The organism is Pseudomonas sp. AB39(2026) (assembly GCF_059831485.1).
The window spans coordinates 4,321,781-4,342,599 of record NZ_CP195212.1; the positions used below are offsets into that span (position 1 = coordinate 4,321,781).

The following is a 20,819-nucleotide window of genomic DNA, read 5'->3' on the forward strand; positions in this document are numbered from 1 at the left end:
GGGGGAGGGCGTGGCTCCGAAAGGCTTTCTTCAGTGACCACGCCAGCGGTCGGTTGTTTAGGTTTTGTATAGGTTTTGAAGGTGAACTACTTCAGGTTCCCACTGAGAAACTGTTGCAGCCGCTCGCTCTTAGGGGCGCCCAACACATCGGCGGGTACGCCCTGCTCCTCTACACGGCCCTGGTGCAGGAACAGCACTTGGCTGGAGACCTGGCGGGCGAACGCCATTTCATGGGTTACCATGATCATGGTGCGGCCTTCTTCGGCCAGGCCTTGAATCACCTTAAGCACTTCACCCACCAGCTCCGGGTCCAGTGCTGAGGTCGGTTCATCGAACAGCATCACCTCCGGCTCCATCGCCAACGCCCGGGCAATGGCAACGCGCTGCTGCTGCCCTCCGGACAGAAAGGCCGGGTACTGGTCTGCCACGCGTGCAGGCAGGCCGACTTTGTCCAGGTAGGCACGGGCCCGGGTTTCAGCGTCCAGTTTGCTGACGCCCAGTACCCGCCGTGGTGCCAGGGTGATGTTTTCCAACACCGTCATGTGGCTCCACAGGTTGAAATGCTGGAACACCATGGCCAAGCGGGTACGCAGGCGTTGCAGTTCGTCGGGGTCCGCCACGTGCAGGCCGTGTGCGGTCTCCTTCATGGCAATGGCCTTGCCGTCCAGGCTCATGGCGCCGGCATTGGGCGTTTCGAGAAAGTTGATGCACCGCAGGAACGTGCTTTTGCCTGAACCGCTGGCACCGATCAGGCAGATCACATCACCCGTGCGGGCTTTCAACGACACACCTTTGAGCACTTCGTTGTCGCCGTAGCGCTTGTGCAGGTCGTCGATGGTCAGTTTGTACATGCGCGTCGCGCCCTCAAGGTGAAAGTAGGTAACCGCTACGGTAGGCTTCAGGCCCAGCGATGCGGGCGACGACCATGCCGGCTGTGGCCATGCGGCGCAGTGAGCGGGCATAGAGCAGCCCCGGTTTTTCGTTGTGCACCTGGGTCACGCTGTCGGTGAGAGGGTCAATGATTTCCGCAATCAATTGCCCAGCTTCCAGGTATTCGCCTGGCATGCAGCAGAACACCAGAATGCCGCCCACGGGGGTGCTCACAGGCTCGACGCCGGCCAGGGGGGTAGCGGGGTACAACAGTTCAGGCAGTGCCGAGGGCGCCGTATCGCTGTCGATGGCCCCATACTGTTCCAAGTAGCTTATGATCGCCTGCGCGTCACGGCTGGCCAGGGCATGGTTCACATCCCCTTGCCCCCGCAGTTCGAGCGTCACCGAGAAGCTGCCGAGTGCAATAGGGAAGCGATCGTTGAAACGCAGGCTCAGCTTGTGCCACACCAGGCTGAAGCATTCATCGAAGGACTGGCCACCCGAATCAGTCGCCAGCAGGTTGGCCTGGGACCCCATGTAGCGGGCCAGGGGCTCCACCTGCGGCCAGGCCTCAGGGGTGGTGTACAGGTGCTCTACGGCTTCGAAGTCGCAGTGCAGGTCCAGTACCATTTCAGCGTCACAGGCCAGGGTTTGCAGGGTAAGGCGTTGGGACTCCAGCTGGTTGGCGGGTGTTTGGGCCTGCAATGCCTGGCGCAGGGCCTGACGGATCAGTTGGGTGTTGTGTTCGATGTCGCTACCCAAGGCGGCTTCGACGGCATCGCCTACCTGCTCGCTGAGGTCCACGAACCGCCGGTTGAAGTTTTCACCCGTTTCCAGCTCGTAACGCCCCAGCGGGGTGTCCATCACCACCTGCTCCAGCCCTACTGGGTTGGCGACGGGCACCAGGACCACCTCACGGCGCAGGCGGCCGGCCTGCTCAAGCTCATTCAGGCGTTGCTTGAGGTGCCAGGCCACCAGCATGCCGGGGATTTCGTCCGCGTGCAGCGAGGCCTGGATGTAGATTTTGCCGGCACCCTGGGGCCCGAAGTGAAAGCTCTCGATCGCCCTGGCTGTGCCCGGCAGGGGAGCCAGTAAGGCGTGGCGTTGCTGTTGCATCGAATCTCCTTATCGGGCCGGGCCGAGAAAGGCCAGCCAGCGGCGTTCGGCCAGGCGGAACAGGCCCACCAGCGTGAAGGTAATGATCAGGTACAGCACAGCGGCGATGCCAAAGGCCTGGAACGTCAGGTAAGTGGCGGAGTTGGCATCCCGCGCCACTTTCAAGATGTCCGGGATGGTGGCAGTAAACGCTACCGTGGTGGCGTGCAGCATCAGGATCACTTCGTTGGCATAGAAGGGCAACGAACGGCGCAGCACCGAGGGCATGATCACGTGTGCATACAGTTTGAAGCCACTGAGGCCATAGGCCTTGGCCGCTTCAATCTCGCCATGGGCCATGCTGCGAATGGCGCCGGCGAAGATTTCAGTGGTGTAGGCGCCGGTATTAAGGGCAAATGCCAGCAGGGTACAGTTCATGGCATCGCGGAAAAAGGCGTTGAGTAGCGGTTGCTCGCGTACGCCTTCAAGGCTGTAGAGGCCGGTGTAGCAGATCAGCAACTGGATGTAGAGCGGTGTACCCCGGAACAGGTAGGTATAGAACTGCACTGGCCAGCGAACCCAGCACCGTGGAGACACTCGTGCGATGGAAAGTGGCACCGACAGCACGAAGCCAATGGCAATGGACGCGCACAGCAGCCAGAGGGTCATGGCCAGCCCTGTGACGTTCACTCCATCGGTGTACAGGAACGGTTGCCAGTAGTCAGCGAGCAGGTCCTTTGTGGAAGCGCCGAACGCCACCAGTTGTTCGCCTAACCAGGTTACGAATTGTAGAAACGAGTCGATCATCGGAGCGCCTCCCGGGTCCCCACATTGAACCGGCGCTCAAGGTAGCGCAGGGCGATGTTCGACACGCTGGTGATCACCAGGTAGATAAGCCCGGCCAGCACAAGGAAATAAAAGAGCTGATAGGTGCTTTTGCCGGCGTCCTGCGCCGCTTTTACAACGTCTGCCAAGCCGATGATGGACACCAGCGCCGTGGCCTTGAGAATCACCATCCAGTTGTTGCCAATGCCCGGCAGGGCGTAGCGCATCATTTGCGGGAACACCACATAGCGAAAGCGTTGCCCCCTGGACAGCCCATAGGCCGTAGCGGCTTCCTGCTGGCCACGGGGTACGGCCAGGATGGCGCCGCGGAAGGTTTCGGTGAAATACGCGCCGTAAATGAACCCCAGGGTCACAACGCCGGCGGCAAAGGGGTTGATCTCGATGTAGTCCCATTCCAGTGCATTGGTGATCAGGGTCAGCCACATCTGCAGGCTGTAGAAGATCAAAAGCATCAGTACCAGGTCAGGTATGCCGCGGATCAGGGTCGTGTAGACCTGGGCAACCACGCGCAACACCTTGATGTTCGAAAGCTTCGCGCTCGCGCCGATCAGGCCGATGACCACGGCAACCAGCAGCGACAGCAACGACAGTTTGACTGTCATCCAGGTGCCCTCCAACAAGAGAGGGCCAAAGCCTTTCAGGCTGAATGCCGAGAGCCCGAGGCTCTGCAACAGGTGATCAAGCATGTATCAAGCCTTTGCAATCGATAAAGACGCCCGCCTGTACCCCACGAAGCTGGCTGTGGCCAGTGGTACGGGGCGCAGGCGGGCGCTGTGTGAGGCGGTTACTTGCCGCTGTACAGGTTCAGGTCACCGAAGTGCTTTTTCTGGATTTCGCTGTAGGTGCCGTCTTTATGCAGGGCTTCGATGCCCTTGTTGAGCAAGGCTTGCAGTTCCTTGTTGCCCTTGTTGATGCCCACGGCGGTTTTGGCCGGCAGGTAGTCGCTGGTCAGCGGCTCGCTGACGGTGTAGTCGGCGCCCTGAGGGGACTTCAGGAAGCCCAGCTCAGCCTGCAGCATGTCCTGGATGGAAGCATCGAGGCGGCCTGAGGTGAGGTCGGCATACACCTGGTCCTGGTTCTGATAGGCCTGGGTCTTCACGCCAGCCTTGTCCAGTACGGCCTTGGCATAGGCTTCCTGAATAGTGCCCTGCTCGTAGCCTACGGTTTTGCCCTTCAGCCCTTCCAAGGTAAGGGTAACGCCGCCTTTCTTGCCGACGTAGGCCGTAGGGCCGGAGAACAGCTCGTTGGAGAAGTCGATGGCTTTCTCACGGGCCGGTGTCACCGTCATGGACGAGATGACGCCGTCGAACTTGTTGGCTTTCAGGCCAGGGATCATGCCGTCGAAATCGCTTTCAACCCACTTGCACGTCACCTTCAGCTCTTTGCAGATCGCATTGCCCAAGTCGATATCGAAGCCTACCAGGCTGCCGTCGGCGGCCTTGGATTCAAACGGGGCGTAGGAGGGGTCTACACCGAAACGCAGCTCTTTGTATTCCTTGGCCATAGCGCCGCCAGCGGACAGGCAGAGCGCCAGGGCGGAAAGGGTCAGCCATGCTTTTTTCATTGTGCAGTCCTTAAAAAGACAAAGGTTTTTCGCATTCATGCCAGGCAGTACAGCGTTACCGCCCAGTGCCAGACATCAAAGTGATAGCAAACTTCGCACCATAGTGCAGGGTTCACGCAGGGTGAGGCGCATGGTGATCCCTTTGCGTCGCACTTCTGACCGAAACGGCGTACAGCCAGCGTATTCAGCCTTGCCCCATAAAGAAGCAGCAGGTTCAAGCGGCGCTATTGTGGTGCGAGGCGGGATTCAACTCAACAAGTCTTGTAACGTTGACAGACTATCGGCCTCGTCAACAGGCTTGTCATGGCGCCACCGCAGCATGCGTGGGAACCGCACTGCAATGCCGCTCTTGTGGCGTTTTGACAGGGCAATGCCCTCAAAACCCAGCTCGAAGACCAGTGTGGGGGTAACACTTCTCACCGGCCCGAATTTTTCCACGGTGGTGCGACGAATAATCGCATCCACCTGGCGCATTTCAGCATCGGTAAGGCCTGAGTAGGCCTTGGCGAACGGCACCAGGGTGCGCGCTGTGCCAGGTGGCCCGTCCCACACCGCAAAGGTGTAGTCGGTGTACAGGCTGGCCCTGCGGCCATGGCCCGCCTGTGCATAGATCAGCACGGCATCGACGGTGAAAGGGTCCACTTTCCACTTCCACCATACCCCCATGTCCTTGGTGCGCCCCACCCCGTATAACGCGTTACGGGCCTTGAGCATCATGCCCTCCACGCCTAGCTTGCGTGAGGCTTCGCGTTGCAAGGCCAGGTCCGCCCAAGTGGGGCCCAGTAGAAGAGGGGACAGTTGCAGCAATGGGCTGGCGGTTTGCTGGGCAACGGTTTCCAGCTGTGAGCGGCGCTGGGCCTGAGTGTGGTTGCGCCAATCCTCGCCCTCATGCTCAAGCAGGTCGTAGGCCAGCAGCACAACGGGAATATCCTCCAGCAGCTTCTTGCTCAAGGTCTTGCGGCCCAGGCGCTGTTGCAGTAACGCAAAGGGCTGCACGGAGGGCGCGTTTTCCTGGCCGTCATCGGGGCCTTTCCACACCACAATCTCCCCGTCGATTACAGTGCCGTCCGGCAGGCACATCAAGGCCTGAAGTTCGGGGAAGCGGTCCGTGACCAGCTCTTCGCCACGGGACCATACCCATAGGCGGCCGTCGCGCTTGACCACCTGGGCGCGGATACCGTCCCATTTCCATTCCACCTGCCAGTCTTGGCAGGGGCCCAGTAAAGCGTCGAACTGCTCCACGGGTTGCTGCAGGGCATGGGCCAGGAAGAACGGGTAAGGCTGGCCGCCACGCTGGGCGTGTTCGTCATCGCTTTCCGGTGCAACCAGCTTGAGGTAGCTCTGGGCGGTGGGGCGATGGGACAGGTCCGTGTAACCCACCAAGCGTTGTGCCACCCGTTTGCTGTCCAGGGTGGCCAGTTGTGCCAAGGCGCGCGTGACCAGCAGTTTGGACACGCCCACCCGGAAGCTGCCCGTGATCAGTTTCAGGCAGACCATCAAGCTTTGCCGGTCCAGTTGCAGCCACAAGGGCGGCAGGCGTTGGGACAGTTCCTCAGTGGGCATGCCACGCAAGGGCAGCAGCTCGTGTTCCAGCCACCACGCCAGGCCCTCGTCGCTGCTGTGGGTGGACTCAGGCAGCACCAGGGAGACCGTTTCTGCCAGGTCACCTACCGCCTGGTAGCTTTCTTCGAACAGCCACTCGGGCAGGCCGGACAATGCAATGGTGATTTCCCTCAGCAGCCGCGTCGGCACCAGTTGCCGTGGGCGCCCGCCTGACAGGAAGTACACGGCCCACGCAGCGTCCTCGGGTGCCGCTTCGGCAAAGTAGGCCTGGAGCGCCGCCAGCTTGGCATTGCTGGAAGTGGTGGCGTCCAGTTCGGCGTACAAGGCGGCAAAGGCTTTCATTCCGGTTGCGCCTCCGTGGCCGCTTCGTCTTCGTCACCGTATTCGGTGGTAAAGCCCTGCGCATCCAGGCCCTGGTCACACAGGTAGCGCACCAGGACGCCGACCGAGCCATGGGTGACCATGACCCGCTGCGCGCCGGTTTGCTCAATGGCCCACAGCAGGCCGGGCCAGTCGGCATGGTCGGACAGCACGAAGCCTCGGTCTACACCACGGCGCCGGCGCGTGCCGCGCAACCGCATCCAGCCACTGGCGAAGGCATCGCTGTATTCACCGAAGCGGCGCATCCAGGTGCTGCCCCCAGCAGAGGGCGGTGCAATGATCAGGCAGTTGCGCAAGGCGGGGTCGGTTTTCTTGAAGTCGCCTGCGTAGTGGGTTTCCGGGATGCGTACACCCGCGTCCCGGTAGACTCGGTTCAGCGGTTCCACAGAGCCGTGGCTAAGGATAGGGCCGATGCTGTCGTCAATGCCGTGCAGCAGGCGCTGGGCTTTTCCGAAGGCATAGCAGAACAGCACGCTGGCTTTCCCGGCGGCGGCATTTTCGCGCCACCAAGCGTTCACTTCACCGAATATTTCAGCTTGTGGCTGCCAGCGATAGATGGGCAGGCCAAAGGTGGATTCAGTAATAAACGTGTGGCAACGCACGGGCTCAAAGGGGGCACAGGTGCCGTCGGGCTCGACTTTATAATCGCCTGAGGCGACCCATACCTCGCCTTGGTATTCAAGGCGCACTTGGGCTGAGCCCAGCACATGACCTGCCGGGTGCAGGCTGATGGTGACGCCGTTGTGTACCAATGGCTCGCCGTAGGGCAGGGTCTGTAAATTAATGTCCACCCCCAGGCGTGTTCGCAGGATGCCAGCGCCAATGTCGGTTGCCAGATAATGGCCATTGCCTACACGGGCGTGGTCGCCATGGCCGTGTGTGATCACAGCGCGCGGCACAGGCTTCCAAGGGTCAATGTAGAAGTCACCGGCGGTGCAATACAGGCCTTCGGGGCGGGCAATGACAAGGTCCATGGGCGGCTTCGCGGGCAGGGGCTTGTTTGTTCAGAGCCGTTGGGTTCGGTGGAAGTTGCACTGGGGCGCGCTCCCGGCTTGAGGCCCACGTACGCGGCTATGGAATTCGAGCATTGGCAGGGCGTCTGATGCCTATACCCCTTCGCGTTCCCTTTGGACATCCACATGAGCACATTACCTTCAGGTTCACTGCGCACCCAGCCCGTTCTTGCTGGCACGGATGCGACGGATGTGCTTCGCGGGACGGACGTTGGCGAAGCCCTCCGTGGCGAGGGCGGGGACGACTACCTGTTCGGCGGTGGCGGCGATGATTACCTTTATGGGGGTGACGGAGACGACATCATCGTCGGCGGCTCGGGCCGGGATGTGCTGTATGGCGGCTCGGGCGCCAATACCTTTGTGTACACCTTCCTCACCCAGAGCTACCACGCAGGCGACGACACCGCCCATACCGACCGTATCCAAGACTTTGCGGCCTCAAGTGACAACCGCATCGACGTGTCTGCCATGGGGTTCACAGGGTTCGGGAATGGCCATGCGCATACCCTTGATGTGGTGGTAAACGAGGCCGGCACCCGTACCTACCTCAAGTCCTACGCCTACGACGAAGGGGGTGACCGGTTCGAGCTGGCATTCGAGGGAGACGTAAGCCAGTACCTGACCGAAGGCCACATGATCTTTGCCAGCAAGGCTCAAGGCACGGCGGCCGAGCAGGGAAGTGGGCCTGTGCTGCCAGCCACCTCTGTAAGCCTTGAACTGCTGGGCGTGCCGGAGCACCCTCCTGCGGACGCAGTGGCATAAACGCTTGTTCGCCCGCTGCGCAGGCTCCCACAGTGCCCACGCCTTGAGCGCCTTTTGTGGAGCCTACGGAGCACGGGCGAACAGGACTAGGGTTTTGGAAAGATTTTGCCGACTGCACGGGCTCTAACAATGGGCACATCAAGGCTGATGATCGCCGTAGGCGCAAGGCTCTGCCTGCGCTCGAACGATAAGCCGTTTTGCCTGTGCCGCAAAATGTCTAACTCAGTCTTTTTCCAGCTTTGAGGTAAGCCTGCTCGCGCTCGCGCTTATCGACTGCTACGACAAACACTACAACCTCTAGATCGATTACTTGATAAACGAGTCGGTAACCGCTGCTGCGGAGTTTGATTTTGTAGCAATCCGGTAGGGTGTGTAGGCGGTTGGCCTCGATACGAGGGTTGAGCAATACGGCCCGCAGCTTCTTTTTGAGCTGTTCGCGTACGGTATCCCCCAATTTTGCCATTCCTTCAGAGCCCTTGCATCGAATTCAAGGCTATAAGTCATCCAGGGAAACCTTGACGCGCTGAGGTGCTGCAAGGCGCTCGCGTAACACTTTTAGCAACGCCTCATCTTCTTCGGTCATGAGCATCGGCTTGAACGGCAATTGACCGCGTTCGGCAACGTACTGAAAGGCCTGGCGCATTAGTTCGGAAGGGGTCACGCCGAGTTTTTCGAGTTCACGATAGGCGCGCGCTTTGAGATCATCGTCAATTCGGACATTAATTGAGGCCATGGAAAGAGTCTCGTAATGACATTTGTCTTTACATTGACGCATAAATAGCGCGGTTGCAAGGGCCGCCTCTACTGAACCGCGTCTGCCTTTTGTGTGTAGGCGTGGTGGCGCCAGCCCTTAACCAGGCTGGCTCACCTCACTTGGACGACACCTGCCCTAGGTCGTCCCCGGACGTGCCTTTGAGGTCACTGTCGCGCAGGTTCTTCACCTCCTTTGCCGCCACGGGCGCGCCTTGGTTGCCCCAGCTGGTGCGGATGAAGTTCACCACATCGGCCACTTGCTGGTCGGACAGGCGCCAGGCGTAGCCCGGCATAGTGAAGGTCGAGGGTGCTGTGTGTGTGGCCACCAGCGTACCGCCGCGCAACACGAGGTTGATCAACGATGTGGCGTCGGCCGTTTGCACCACCGGGTTGCCGGCCAGGGCCGGGAACACGCGGGTGTAGCCCTTGCCATCCGTGCGGTGACAGGCAGCGCAGTTATCCACATACACCGAGGCGCCGGGTTTGCTGTCGTCGCCCTTCCACAAGGCATCGCCCACGGCCCGGTCATACACCTGGGGGGCGTCGTCAGGATTTACCGGTGGCAAGGTTTTCAGGTAACGGGCAATGGCCGTCAGGTCGGCGTCGCTCATGTACTGCATGCTGTGCTCGACTACATCGCTCATGCCGCCAAACACGGCGGTGCGGTCACTGCGACCGGTCTTGAGAAACGCTACCAGCTCGGCTTCGCTCCAACTGCCCAGCCCGTCCCGGTGATCGCCACGCAGGTTCTTGGCGATCCACCCTTCCAACGGTGCAGAACCGGAGAGGAAGTCATTGCTCTCCGACGCGGTGAGGGCTTTTTCCTGCATCGTGAGTGCCCGCGGTGTATGGCACGCGCCGCAGTGGCCCAGGCCTTCGACCAGGTAAGCGCCACGGTCAACCACCTCATCCGTGCCGGCTGCTTTGAAAGGCTCCACTTTGGGCGCAAACATGGCCCGCCATACCGACAGTGGCCAGCGCATGCTCAATGGCCACGGAATGTCCGTTTCCTTGTTGGCTTGGGCTACCGGCTGCACGCCGTGCATGAAATAGGCATACAGCGCCTGCATGTCCTCATCGCTTACCCGGGCATAGGACGGGTAAGGCATGGCGGGGTAGAGGGTGCTGCCATCCTTGCGCACACCATGGCGAATCGCTTGGTCGAAATCGTCGAAGGAATACCCGCCGATACCGGTGCTGTCCGGGGTGATGTTGCTGGAGTAGATCACGCCGATGGGCGTTTCCATGGCCAGGCCACCGGCAAAGGACGCGCCGCCTTTGGCCGTATGGCAGGCGACACAATCTCCGGCCCGGGCCAGATATTCCCCTCTCTTCACCAAGGCCGGGTCCGGCGTGCTTTCCACCGCCCATAGGGGAAGGCTGGCCAGGGCCACGGAGGCGACGAGCAGTTTTTTCAGGGTCATCGTTCTCATGCCTGCACCAGCGGGCCAGGGTTTTTAAGGTACTGCTCGCGAATGGCCCTGGCCGACCAGTAGGTCAGGGCCGCCACTAGGCCGGTGGGGTTGTAGCCCAGCCCTTGTGGAAAAGCCGAAGCACCGGGCACGAACACGTTATGCACATCCCAGCTTTGCAAATAGCGGTTCAGGGCACTGGTGTTGGGGTCTGTGCCCATGATCGCGCCACCGTTGAGGTGGGTCGTCTGGTAGGTGGTGGCATCGAAATGGCTATTGAATTCGCGTTTGTGGGCGAAGATCGCCTTGGGGCCCATGGCCTTGGCGATTCCTTCCAGCTTGTCCACCATGAAGCGGATCATCTTGATGTCATTCTCTTTCCAGTCGAATGTCATCCGCAGCAGGGGCTGGCCATAGGCATCGGTGTAAACCGGGTCCAGGTCCAGGTAGTTGTCGCGGTAGGACTGGTGAGCGCCGTGGGCGTTCATGGACAGGTGGTGGGTGTAATAATCTGCCGTGGCCGCTTTCCATTGGCTGCCCCACTTGGGTGTGCCGGGCGGCGTGGTCACGCCTGCGATGGGCTTGGTGCCGGCCTGGTTGCACCAGAACGGCGAGCCACCTACGAACCCGTGTGGCCCGTGGTCAAAGTTGTCGGCGTTGAAATCGTCGATAGCCATGCCGTTACCACCTGCCCCGATAAAGGGGTTGGTGTGGTGCTGGTCCTTGTCGAAGAAGGCTTTCACCCCCGCTTCGTTTTGGTAGGCGAAGTTGCGACCCACCACACCTTTACCGGTTTTCGGGTCGTAGGGTTTGCCAATCCCGGACAGCAGCATCAGGCGCACATTGTTGAACTGGAAGGCGCCAATGATCACGATATCCGCTGGCTGCTCGAATTCGCGGCCCTGAGCGTCCACGTAGGTCACGCCGGTGGCCAGCGTCTTGTCCGCAGTCAGGTTCACCCGCAGCACATGGGCATCGGTGCGCAGTTCGAACTTCGGTTCCTGGCGCAGGGCCGGCAGCACGTTCACGTTGGGCGAGGCCTTGGAGTACATGTAGCAGGCATAGCCGCTGCAGTAGCCGCAGAAGTTGCAAGGGCCCATCTGCGCCCCGTAGGGGTTGGTATAGGGGCCGGAGGTATTGGCAGACGGCAGGTTATAGGGGTGGTAGCCCAGGGAGGCCGCCGCCTTGCCGAACACCTGCGCCGACACGGTGTTTTTCTGAGCGGGCAGGGGAAAGGGGTTGGAGCGGTCGGGGGCGAAGTAATTGCCGCCCTTGCCTTCGCCGACCTTTTCACCCTTCACTGACCAGGCAGTGCCTGAGGTGCCGAACACTTTTTCGGCGAAATCGAAGAAGGGCTCCAGCTCTTCGTAGCTTACGCCGAAGTCCTGAATGGTCATGCCTTCGGGTATGAAGGCCTTGCCGTAGCGCTCCTCGTAGTGGCTGCGCATGCGCAGCTCCATCGGGTCTACCCGGAAATGCACACCTGACCAGTGCAGGCCCGCGCCGCCTACACCAGTGCCGGGCAGGAAGGCGCCAAACTGCCGATATGGCACCGCTACATCATTCACGCTGTGGCGCAACGTGACAGTTTCCTTGGAAATGTCCATGAACAGCTTTTTGCGCGAATTGAACGTCAGTTCGTCCATGGTCTGCGGATACACGCCGTCCGGGTAGGTATCGCGCATGGGGCCCCGCTCCAGGGCCACCACATCCAGCCCCGCCTCGGTCAGCTCCTTGGCCATGATCGCGCCTGTCCAGCCGAAACCAACGATCACGACGTCCTTCTTGTCCAGTACCTTGGCCATGCTCAGCTCCGCGCGCCATTGATGGAAACCGGCGGGTAGGCATAGCGTTCGTCACGTTCTACCCAGTCCATGAAATCGGCGCGGGCGCCGGGGAAATTGATCAGCTTCCAGCCCACCAGGTGCTTGTTGCCACCGTGGATAGGGTCACAGAAAAAGCCTTCCTTGGTGTTGCTCCACAGCAGGCTGAAGAAGGTCCCGGCCGGTAGCGCCTCAAAGGTGGCCTTGTTTTCATCCAGCGCTTTGAGCACCTGTTCCTGCTGGTCATGGGGCAGTTCCACGAACGCCTTGCCGAAGGTCTTGCGGCAATAGCCGTCGGCCTCGCTGATGCCTAGGCGGTAAAGCTGCTGCGGCGACAGCTTGAGCTGGTAGCCCAGCTCTGGCGGTGCATCGGGATGGAAAGGGCCCTGCATGAACCAGAGGTTACCGGCCCCGTAGGGGGTATTCATCTGGCGGTCGATGAACTCTGGGACACCTGCCTCTACAGCGCCAGGGCCGCGGTCGTCGTTAGGGATCAGGTGCGCCACCGCGGCCTGTAGGAACGCCCATTCTTCTTGGGTGAAGAAGGTAGGGTGGTAGTCATCCACGTTGCTGGAGGGAGTATGGGGCGCTGGTGCCGGTGCGGGCGTTGCAGCGAGCACTGTAGTGCCCATGCCGGTACTCGCAAGGGTGGCCACGGGTATCAGGGTTAGCGACTTGCGCAAAAAGTCACGCCTGGCGTCTGAGTGGCCAGGTTTGTTATCGGTTGCCATGAAGGCATCTCCCTCAAGCGTGAATCACGGTAGGTGGCGGTGGAGCCGGTTCAGGTTCAGCGAGGGAATTGTTTTTGGTTTTATGTAAAGGCGCCCGGTACGGGCTGCATCGTCAAAAACGATAGGGAGCTACGCTGTTGAGCGATGGTAGCAGATGTGTGCGGCAATGTTACATCTTGCAACACATGGGAGTTTGATGATTATTAAGTTTTATGAAGGGCGCGTGTAGGACCTGGCGAAGCCAGGGAATGGCTTCACGCAGGTTTCAAAGAGGTTAAAACCTTGGCGGTTACTTCCCAGGCACCAGTGTCAGCCGCTGGGTACCGTAGGCTTTGTCCAGGTTCTGCGGCTGCATTGGGAATGTCAGGTACTGGCCCTTGAGCCAGTTCTGAATGCCGTCGGCGTAGTGAGGGCTGGCAGGGTTGCCGGACTGCCCGGTGCTGTTGAGCCCCATCATGGGTTCGGGCTGGCCGAAGTCCACCACAATGCGCATGGCGGGTATCAGCCAGGCATCGAAATTGCTACCCCAATGGTAGGCCGCTGCGTTGAGGGTGGTATGGTCGCCGCCGGCAGGTACAGGGCCGCGGTTGAGGTAGCCCTCCAGGCTGGCTAGGCCAGCGCGTTCAGTTGCACTCAGCCACGGGGCCAGTTTGGTGCCTTCGGTGGTCCAGCGGTATTGGTGTAGTGTGCCCCACTGCCAGGCCTTGTGGTCGGGCCCCAGCAAGGCATCGCCCTGGGTAATGGCTGCGGCCAGGCTGCGCGCCAGAATGGCCGGCTTGTCCTCCTTCTGTGGGGTGCGAACATCATCCCAGAACGGGCTGTCGTCACGGCCCAGCAGGTGATCTTCCTGGGCCGAATAGGACTGGTCCGCGTTGGCTACGAAGGCTTTCCAGGCCGGGCTGTCTTCGGGGCCCAGTTCGTCAAGGAAGGTCTGCTTGGCACTTTCCTGCAGAAACAGTTCGTACAGGGCAGCGTCGGCAGAGCCGGCGGCCAGTTGGCCGTTGAAGGCCATCAGCCGGGTGAACGCTTCACGGGCTTTGCTGCGGTCGGCCTCAGGCAGCGCATCGATGGCCTTTTTCAAAGGCTGCGCCATGCCCGGTGCTTCGAACATGGCCTTAAGTTTGGCAGCGAAGGTGGTGGTCTGGTCGTATTGCCAGGCCATCATGCTGCGTGCGTCCTGCTTGCCATTGGCCGCCAGCTGCGCCAGGCGTTCGCTGCGCTCTGGGTAGTACCAGGAACTGGACAGCTGCATGCCGTAACCGGGCTGCGCCGTGCGCTGGTTCGCGGTACCCAGCCAGCCGCTGGCCGGCGTCTGGTCGTAGGGGTGCAGCATAGGGTCGGCATACCCGTCCCAATCATAACGGCTGTCCCAACCTGGCGAAGGTATCTGGCCCTTGCCGTCCTTGCGGTTGGGGTAGCGGCCAGTCACCTGCCAGCCAATATCGTTGGCGTCGGCAAACACCATGTTCAGCGCAACGGCGCGGATAGCGCGGGCACTGTCGAAGGCTTTGTCGACGGACTGTGCTCGCGACAGGTTGAAGAACGCATCCAGCGACTGATCGTCTTTGAGGTCTGGCATCTGCAACGCCAAGCCATAGCCACTGGCAAAGGCTGCCGGCTGCACACCCAGCTTGCGTTCGCCCAGCGCAGTGTTCAGCAACGGGCCGTGGCGGGTTTCGTACACCACCTCGCGTACCGGCTTCTGGCCCTTGATGAAGAAGGTTTCGTTGCGGGCCGTGGCGCGTAGCCACTTGCCGTCAGCCTGATACATCAGCACGCCGTTCTCGCGCTTTACGCGCTCCAGAAAGACGTCCTGGTTGTCCCCCATCACCATGGTCATGCCCCACGCCAGCTTGCCGTTGAAGCCGGCGACGATGGCAGGGACACCGGCCAGGGACACACCCGCAGCCTGGAATTTCGGCGCACGCACTTGCACAAAGTTCCAGGCGCTCGGCAGGCTGATAGGCAAGTGGGTGTCGTTGGCAAACAGGCTCTTGCCACTGCGGCTGCGCGACGGCGCCAGTGCCCAGTTGTTGGAGGCTGCCACGCCCAGTTGGCCCAGGCCTGCCAGTTGTTCGCTCACCGCCTGGAGCCCGGCGAACTGGCCGTTCAGGGCAAGCCCCTTGAGCTTGCCGGCTTCACTGAAGGGCAGGGGCTCGTCCGGGTAGGTAGGCATCAGCCAGGCGAGGGTGTCTGCGCCTACTTTCTGAGCCAGCACCAGGCTGTTGATTTCTTCCTGCAGGTTCATTTGCAGGCTGAAGTTCATGAGGCAGAACACCAGTGCCGAGTCCTCACCCTTCCAGTATTCCGGGGTGTACCCGGAGCGTGCCAGGTCCATGGGCAGCTTGTCGCGATAACGGAACAGCCAGGCATTCACACCGCGGGCATAGATTTCGAAGAAGTTACGCAGGCGTGGTGAGGCGGCGGCATACAGCTGCGTGGCCTGGCGCTTGAGGTCCACCGTGCGCATGAAACGGTCTGCTTCCAGCACGCTTGGCCCTGCCATCTCGGCCAGCCGGCCCTGTGCAAGCAGGCGCATGCTCACCATCTGGCTGATGCGGTCGCCGGCATGCACGTAGCCCAGGGCGAACAGCGCATCGTGAAAGTTGTTGCTTTCGATCAGCGGCATGCCTACCGCGTTGCGGCGTATGGACACATTCTGGCCCAAGCCTTTGAGGGGCTGCACGCCGAGGGTGGGGGGCAGGCTTTCGCTGTTGTGATCGTCTACCCAGGTCTGGCAGCCGGCAAGCCCCAGCGCTCCGGAAATGGCGGCAGCAAGGCCCACACGTGGAAAGAGGTGGCGGAATGCAGACAACGCCATGGGACGGCTCCTGGGCAAGCATCGGGAAGGCGCTTAAGGTAGTAAGGCTTCCCGTGGTGCGCAAGCCAGGTAACAGGCTTTATTTCATTCCCGATCGGCGGGCACTGTATAGGCAGGTAGCGTGTAGCCTGGTCGTGCAGCTTCATGAAAACAGGGGGAACAACGCTGCCAGGGCCTCGGTCCATTATGGGCAGGCAGGACGCCTGCATTCCTACATCCATGGCTTGAAGGAGATACCAGTGAAAAAGTGGGAGATCACCTTCCTTGACCCAAAGGGCATTCTGACCCGCCTGCCGCTTGACGCTGAGCAGCAACCTAGCCCCGAAGAGGCCGCGCAAGCGGTGCGTGCACACCTGTTTCCCGTCACCACCAAGGCGGACCTTAATGATTTCGAAGGGCGTGTGGCTGAACCTACCGTCAAATGGCTGGAAGAACAGAACGGTGTAAAAATATCGGCTATCGACGAACTGGCCTGATTCCCCCCGCAGCACCATGCCCTGGCAGCCTTACGCTCGCCTCGGGCGGCCTTTCATTTCAAACGCTTCATGCAAGTGACCGGTGAGCCGGTAACACGGAAAGTCTATCCAGCACTGTAGGAGGACGAGACATGAGCAATGCCTATCAGGAAGACATCAGCAGCGCACTGCTGCAGAAGATGAAAGAAGGTGGCTTTGATTTCGCAGCCATCCACCCGATCGAGTTCTATGCAGTCTTTCCGGACGAAGACGGTGCCAGGGCAGCGGCCGGGCAGTTCCAGGGCGAATCGCTCAACGCTCAGGTCATGGAGCGTGAAGATGGTGCCTGGCACCTGGAACTGTCCAAACTGATGTACGCCACCCAGTTTGGTATCGGCGAGTTCGAGCATGACTTCGAAACGGCTGTGGAGCCGTTTGGTGGTGAAATAGAGGGGTGGGGCGTGAAGCACAAGTTGTCGCAGCCCCACGCGTGAACCACAGGTGAGCGAATGTAGCCAGGTTCGCCAATGGGCCTGGCCTTTTACTGACCTGCCTTAAAGGTAAGGCGTAAGCGACACCTAACCGAACAGGCGACCCAGGTTGGGAAGTATCAGTAACAGGGTAGTGGCAAAGACGATAAGCCCTGCCTGACGGAACTTGGGATGCTTGAGCATTGATCTAGCCTTTATTCTTGTTGACCAGCGCCACTCCGCGGCCTGGGGTGGCTTCACTGCGTATTGGCTGGCCGCAGTGCGCAGGCAAAAGGCGCCGCGCAACCGGAATATGTTTACTGTAGAAGCGGCAGCCAGCCTGTCCAGCATAACTCTGCTGGGAACTACCTGGTTTTTATATGGAAACGGCGTGAAACGCTTTGCCGTATCGTTTCAGTAGGTTGACCTAGACAGGCCCCTGCCGATCCAACGAAATACTGACCGTTCGTCTGAGCACGGCCTTGCATTTGCCCCTCCTTCCCATGCAGGCTTGGTACAAGCAATCCTGCTTGTTCCGATAAGAGACCCCGCCCTCATGTCGCTGCGCATCTGCATCCTGGAAACCGACCATATTCGCGACGAGTTCGTTGATCAGTACACAGGCTATGGCGCCATGTTCAAAACGTTGTTTGCAGGCCAGCCCGTCGCAGCGGATTTCGATGTGTTCAACGTGGTGGAAGGCCATTACCCTCGAGAAGATGCCCACTACGATGCCTACCTGGTAACCGGTAGCAAGGCAGATTCGTTCGGCACAGACCCCTGGATCGAGACGCTCAAGGTGTTCCTGCTGAGCCGTTACCAGCGCGGCGATAAACTGCTGGGCATCTGCTTTGGCCACCAGTTGCTGGCCTTAGTGCTCGGCGGCCATGCTCAACGGGCCACGCAGGGGTGGGGCGTGGGCATTCACCGGTATCGTGTCCATGCCCAGGCACCCTGGATGACGCCCCATGACGGCGACGTCACGTTGCTCATCAGCCACCAGGATCAGGTCACCGCGTTGCCAGAGGGGGCTACGGTGGTCGCCTCCAGCGAGTTCTGCCCCTTTGCGGCCTACCAGCTCAATGACCAAGTGCTGTGCTTCCAGGGCCACCCTGAATTCGTGCACGACTATTCACGGGCCTTGCTGGAACTGCGCCAGCAGAACATGGCAGACGACGTTTACCAAGCGGCAGTGGACAGCCTGAACCACAGCCATGATGGCGCCACGGTGGGCGAGTGGATGCTGCGGTTTGTGGCGCAAAAGTAACGCTGAAGTGTTGCCCAGCGGGAGGCGTAGCCAGGCAGCCCCTACAGCCAGCCTGACCGTTTGAAGCTGGCAAAGAGCCCCGTGCAGCCGGTGACAATTACCCCTAGCACGGTGTAATAGCCGTAGTGCCAGCTCAGCTCCGGCATGAATTGAAAGTTCATGCCGTAGATGCCTGCAATGGCAGTAGGGAAGGCCAGAATGGCCGCCCAGGCACCAAATTTGCGCTGGGTGATGCTCTGCCGGGCTGACTCCATCAGCATCCCGATCTCGATGGTTTGGCTGGCCATGTCGCGAATGCCTGTGAGGTCTTCCATGTACCGGTTCACGTGAATCTGCACATCGCGAAAATACGGGCGCATGTTCTTGTCGATGAACGGAAAGGCCAGGCGCTGGAGTTCTTCGCTGATCTCCACCATGGGGGCCAGGTAGCGCCGCATCCTCAGCAGGTCCCTGCGCAAGCCATGCAGGCGCTGGATGTCGCGCTCGTTGAGGGCCTGGCTGAGTACGTTATGCTCCAGCGCCTCGATTTCCGTGTGAATGCTCTCGGTCACTGGCTGGTAACTTTCCGAGACGAAATCCAGCAGCGCATACAGCACGAAATCTTCGCCATGCTCCAGCAGCAGGGGCCTTGCTTCGCACCGTTGGCGAACCAGGGCATAGGACGCCGAATGCCCGTTCCTGCAGGTGATCACGTACCCTTTGCCCGCGAAAATATGGGTTTCGATAAATTCCAGCTTGCCCTCGTGGCGTACCGGCGAATACGTGACCATGAACAAGGCATCGCCGAAGGTTTCCAGCTTAGGTCGGCTATGGCGCTCCAGCGCGTCTTCGATCGCCAGTTCGTGCAGGTCAAATTGCTGTTGCAGGGTGGCCAGCGCGGCTTCATCCGGCTCCTGGAGGCCGATCCATACGAAATGGTTCGGCTGGCAGGCCCAGTGGCGGCCGTCTTCCAAGGCAATGTCCGTGACTTTCTTCCCGGCACTGTAGGCCGCTGCGGCGACGACTCGACCCATGAACGATGATTCTCCCTAAAGCGCGCCAGATCAGAGTGGTGTGTGAGCGTGCAGTTCAGTGACTTCGGACAGTTCGTCGATGCAGGCCTGCATGGCGGCATGGCAACGTGCCATGAGCGCCGGGGCATCCTTTGCGGTCATGCCGGTGGTTGGGATCGGCGCCAGGGCGCGTACGCGCAGGGTTCCACTGTGTCGCTGGTTGAGGTTCAACGTGCCCACATACCGGCTGGCGCACACAGGGACAATGGGCACGCCTGCGTCAATGGCCATCACGAAAGCCCCTTTCTTGAACGGCAGCAAACGGTCACTGGGGTTGCGAGTACCTTCCGGAAAGATCCAGATAGAGGTGGCTTGGTCACGCAGTACACGGCTGGTGGTATGTAGCGCGCGCCGTGCCTGGTAGGCATTGTCGCGGTTGAGCAGTACGTTGCCACCGAGCCAGAACAGCTGGCCGAACAAGGGGACCCAGCCGAGGCTTTTCTTGCCGATGCAGGCCATGCGCCGAGGGACAATGGCGCCCAGGAAGAACACATCAAAATTGGACTGGTGGTTGGCAATGATCACGCAGCCTGGCGGTTGGGCGTGGAGCGAATCAACGTCGGCCTCCAGCTTAAGCCCCAGCAAGGCCAGGGCAGGGCGGCTGTAGAGGCGAGCATACAGGCGGTTGTTGTCTGGGTTGAAGGGGCGGGCCAGGCCTATCACCAACCCCAGTATCCCTACCAGCAGAAAGTGGAGGCCTAGCAAGGCCATGCGAACGATGTAGAGCATGCCAACGACTCACGGTACACAGTTGGTCGCAGTGTACGGTTGCGCTTTGCAGGCGGCAAATGACATCGCCAGCAGGTTGGCTTCAACCGACCTTGAAGCTGTCACGGTCCTTGGCGATGGCCTGGTCAAGGGTCTCCAACAGTGCCTGGCGAACCTTGAGCTTGGTGGCGCGATGGGCTAGAGGGTTAAGGCTTTTGAGCCGTTGTGCAGCCTTGATCACAGCATCGGGCAGGGCTTCGGGGTGCACGACTTCATCCAGGAAACCTGCGCTGAGTGCGCCCTGAGGGTCAAACATCTCGGCGCAGATCACGGCCCGGTGGAATGCCGAGCGACGCAGGCGATCACGGGCCAGTTCGATGCCGGCGTGGTGCATGGTCATGCCGATCATCACTTCATTGAGGCCAATGTGGAAGGTGCCCTCCACGCCAATGCGGTAATCAGCCGCCAGCAGTAGGAAGGCGCCTTTGGCGATGGCATGCCCGGTGCACACCACGACTACAGGGTAAGGGTGGGACAGCAAGCGGCGGGTCAGCGTTGAGCCTGCGGTGACCAGGTCCACGGCCTGCTGTGGGCCAGCGGTCATCACCTTGAGGTCATAGCCCCCTGAAAGAATGCCAGGCTGGCCAGTGATCACCACCACGGCGCGGTCTGCCTCCGCCTGGTCCAGGGCGGTATTGAACGCCTCGATCAGGGCAGGGGAGATGGCATTGACCTTGCCATTGTTCAGCGTCAGCGTTGCCACGCCCTCGGCCAGGCGGTACTCGATCAGGTCAGACATGGGCAACGTTCCTTGGTTATGCAGAGAATGTTATTCAAAAAATGTTATGCAGAAAGCGCGAACGTTACCTAGGGCCTCTGTTCCGGTAAAGCACGATGGCTGACCAGGCAGTCACGCCCTGGTGCGTTGCACGTGCATTGGGTATCGAAGCCGTTTGGCTTAAGCGCATGAAAAGCATCAAAAAAAGCTTTGCCATCTGAATCGGTTTCGACTACATTAGCGCGCCTCGACACACTGACGGTGTGAAGAGCTACGGTGAGGTGTCCGAGTGGTTGAAGGAGCACGCCTGGAAAGTGTGTATACAGGAAACTGTATCAAGGGTTCGAATCCCTTCCTCACCGCCACATTGGAAAGCCCCGCAGGCTAACGCTTGCGGGGCTTTTTCGTTTTGGCTGCTCCACAGGCGTCAAGTTGCACGGCCAGGTTTTACGGGG

The 20,819-nt window shown here is 60.4% G+C and carries 20 protein-coding genes, 1 tRNA gene and 1 pseudogene; 6 read left to right on the forward strand and 16 right to left on the reverse strand.

Annotated features, from left to right (window positions below; all coding sequences use genetic code 11):
- Nucleotides 1-86 precede the first annotated feature (86 nt).
- From ACSAMW_RS19870 to ACSAMW_RS19900, 7 genes are all read right to left on the reverse strand, one after another.
- Nucleotides 87-851 carry an ABC transporter ATP-binding protein gene (locus ACSAMW_RS19870; protein WP_500591730.1) on the reverse strand — a complete coding sequence of 255 codons (765 nt, stop codon included), beginning with the start codon at nt 849-851 and terminating at the stop codon, nt 87-89.
- Nucleotides 852-864: 13 nt separating this feature from the next.
- Nucleotides 865-1,986 (reverse strand): succinylglutamate desuccinylase/aspartoacylase family protein, encoded by a 1,122-nt coding sequence (locus ACSAMW_RS19875; RefSeq protein ID WP_500591731.1) that lies wholly within the window; start codon nt 1,984-1,986, stop codon nt 865-867.
- 9 nt (nt 1,987-1,995) lie between these two features.
- On the reverse strand, nt 1,996-2,772 hold the full coding sequence (locus tag ACSAMW_RS19880) for an ABC transporter permease (RefSeq protein WP_500591732.1): 777 nt from the start codon (nt 2,770-2,772) through the stop codon (nt 1,996-1,998).
- A complete protein-coding gene (locus ACSAMW_RS19885; protein ID WP_168081966.1) occupies nt 2,769-3,497 on the reverse strand; it encodes an ABC transporter permease in 729 nt (242 codons plus the stop codon). Before ACSAMW_RS19885 ends, ACSAMW_RS19880 begins: the two co-directional genes overlap by 4 nt.
- Before the next feature lie 98 nt (nt 3,498-3,595).
- The gene (locus ACSAMW_RS19890; protein ID WP_168081964.1) at nt 3,596-4,375 is read right to left on the reverse strand and encodes a transporter substrate-binding domain-containing protein; all 780 of its coding nucleotides are present in this window, start codon (nt 4,373-4,375) and stop codon (nt 3,596-3,598) included.
- Nucleotides 4,376-4,621: 246 nt separating this feature from the next.
- A complete protein-coding gene (locus ACSAMW_RS19895; RefSeq protein ID WP_168081962.1) occupies nt 4,622-6,280 on the reverse strand; it encodes an ATP-dependent DNA ligase in 1,659 nt (552 codons plus the stop codon).
- Nucleotides 6,277-7,293: a ligase-associated DNA damage response exonuclease gene (locus ACSAMW_RS19900; protein WP_500591733.1), complete on the reverse strand. Its 1,017-nt coding sequence runs from the start codon at nt 7,291-7,293 to the stop codon at nt 6,277-6,279. Before ACSAMW_RS19900 ends, ACSAMW_RS19895 begins: the two co-directional genes overlap by 4 nt.
- A gap of 165 nt (nt 7,294-7,458) precedes the next feature.
- Here ACSAMW_RS19900 and ACSAMW_RS19905 point away from each other — a divergent pair, with 165 nt between their 5' ends.
- Entirely contained in the window at nt 7,459-8,094 is a 636-nt protein-coding gene (locus tag ACSAMW_RS19905; RefSeq protein WP_500591734.1) for a M10 family metallopeptidase C-terminal domain-containing protein, read from the forward strand.
- A gap of 217 nt (nt 8,095-8,311) precedes the next feature.
- On the opposite strand, the pseudogene ACSAMW_RS19910 reads toward ACSAMW_RS19905, so the two are convergent.
- The 6 genes and pseudogenes from ACSAMW_RS19910 to ACSAMW_RS19935 form a co-directional block, all read right to left on the reverse strand.
- Nucleotides 8,312-8,598, reverse strand: a pseudogene (locus ACSAMW_RS19910) (type II toxin-antitoxin system RelE family toxin).
- Nucleotides 8,588-8,827: a type II toxin-antitoxin system RelB/DinJ family antitoxin gene (locus ACSAMW_RS19915; protein WP_500591735.1), complete on the reverse strand. Its 240-nt coding sequence runs from the start codon at nt 8,825-8,827 to the stop codon at nt 8,588-8,590. The pseudogene ACSAMW_RS19910 and the gene ACSAMW_RS19915 overlap by 11 nt, the downstream one beginning before the upstream one ends.
- Before the next feature lie 136 nt (nt 8,828-8,963).
- Nucleotides 8,964-10,271 (reverse strand): cytochrome c, encoded by a 1,308-nt coding sequence (locus tag ACSAMW_RS19920; RefSeq protein WP_500594089.1) that lies wholly within the window; start codon nt 10,269-10,271, stop codon nt 8,964-8,966.
- A 5-nt stretch (nt 10,272-10,276) separates the two neighbouring features.
- Nucleotides 10,277-12,064: a GMC family oxidoreductase gene (locus ACSAMW_RS19925; protein ID WP_500591736.1), complete on the reverse strand. Its 1,788-nt coding sequence runs from the start codon at nt 12,062-12,064 to the stop codon at nt 10,277-10,279.
- 2 nt (nt 12,065-12,066) lie between these two features.
- Nucleotides 12,067-12,813, reverse strand: a complete 747-nt coding sequence (locus tag ACSAMW_RS19930) for a gluconate 2-dehydrogenase subunit 3 family protein (protein WP_500591737.1) — start codon at nt 12,811-12,813, stop codon at nt 12,067-12,069.
- A gap of 289 nt (nt 12,814-13,102) precedes the next feature.
- Nucleotides 13,103-15,634, reverse strand: coding sequence for a penicillin acylase family protein (locus ACSAMW_RS19935; protein WP_500591738.1), 2,532 nt, complete (start codon nt 15,632-15,634; stop codon nt 13,103-13,105).
- 239 nt (nt 15,635-15,873) lie between these two features.
- Here ACSAMW_RS19935 and ACSAMW_RS19940 point away from each other — a divergent pair, with 239 nt between their 5' ends.
- The 4 genes from ACSAMW_RS19940 to ACSAMW_RS19955 all read left to right on the forward strand — a co-directional run bounded on the left by ACSAMW_RS19940 (nt 15,874) and on the right by ACSAMW_RS19955 (nt 17,826).
- On the forward strand, nt 15,874-16,110 hold the full coding sequence (locus ACSAMW_RS19940; protein ID WP_500591739.1) for a hypothetical protein: 237 nt from the start codon (nt 15,874-15,876) through the stop codon (nt 16,108-16,110).
- 131 nt (nt 16,111-16,241) lie between these two features.
- Nucleotides 16,242-16,583, forward strand: coding sequence for a ribonuclease E inhibitor RraB (locus ACSAMW_RS19945; RefSeq protein ID WP_500591740.1), 342 nt, complete (start codon nt 16,242-16,244; stop codon nt 16,581-16,583).
- Between the two features lie 172 nt (nt 16,584-16,755).
- Complete coding sequence (locus ACSAMW_RS19950) at nt 16,756-16,980, forward strand: hypothetical protein (protein WP_500591741.1); 225 nt, start codon at nt 16,756-16,758, stop codon at nt 16,978-16,980.
- A 135-nt stretch (nt 16,981-17,115) separates the two neighbouring features.
- Nucleotides 17,116-17,826 (forward strand): amidotransferase, encoded by a 711-nt coding sequence (locus ACSAMW_RS19955; RefSeq protein WP_500591742.1) that lies wholly within the window; start codon nt 17,116-17,118, stop codon nt 17,824-17,826.
- 41 nt (nt 17,827-17,867) lie between these two features.
- On the opposite strand, the gene ACSAMW_RS19960 is transcribed toward ACSAMW_RS19955, so the two are convergent.
- From ACSAMW_RS19960 to ACSAMW_RS19970, 3 genes are all read right to left on the reverse strand, one after another.
- Nucleotides 17,868-18,839, reverse strand: coding sequence for a magnesium and cobalt transport protein CorA (locus ACSAMW_RS19960; RefSeq protein ID WP_500591743.1), 972 nt, complete (start codon nt 18,837-18,839; stop codon nt 17,868-17,870).
- Between the two features lie 30 nt (nt 18,840-18,869).
- Nucleotides 18,870-19,607: a lysophospholipid acyltransferase family protein gene (locus ACSAMW_RS19965; protein WP_500591744.1), complete on the reverse strand. Its 738-nt coding sequence runs from the start codon at nt 19,605-19,607 to the stop codon at nt 18,870-18,872.
- A gap of 82 nt (nt 19,608-19,689) precedes the next feature.
- Nucleotides 19,690-20,385, reverse strand: a complete 696-nt coding sequence (locus ACSAMW_RS19970; RefSeq protein WP_500591745.1) for a crotonase/enoyl-CoA hydratase family protein — start codon at nt 20,383-20,385, stop codon at nt 19,690-19,692.
- 254 nt (nt 20,386-20,639) lie between these two features.
- On the opposite strand from ACSAMW_RS19970, the gene ACSAMW_RS19975 reads away from it, so the two are divergent.
- A tRNA-Ser gene (locus ACSAMW_RS19975) sits at nt 20,640-20,729 on the forward strand.
- Nucleotides 20,730-20,819: the final 90 nt, after the last annotated feature.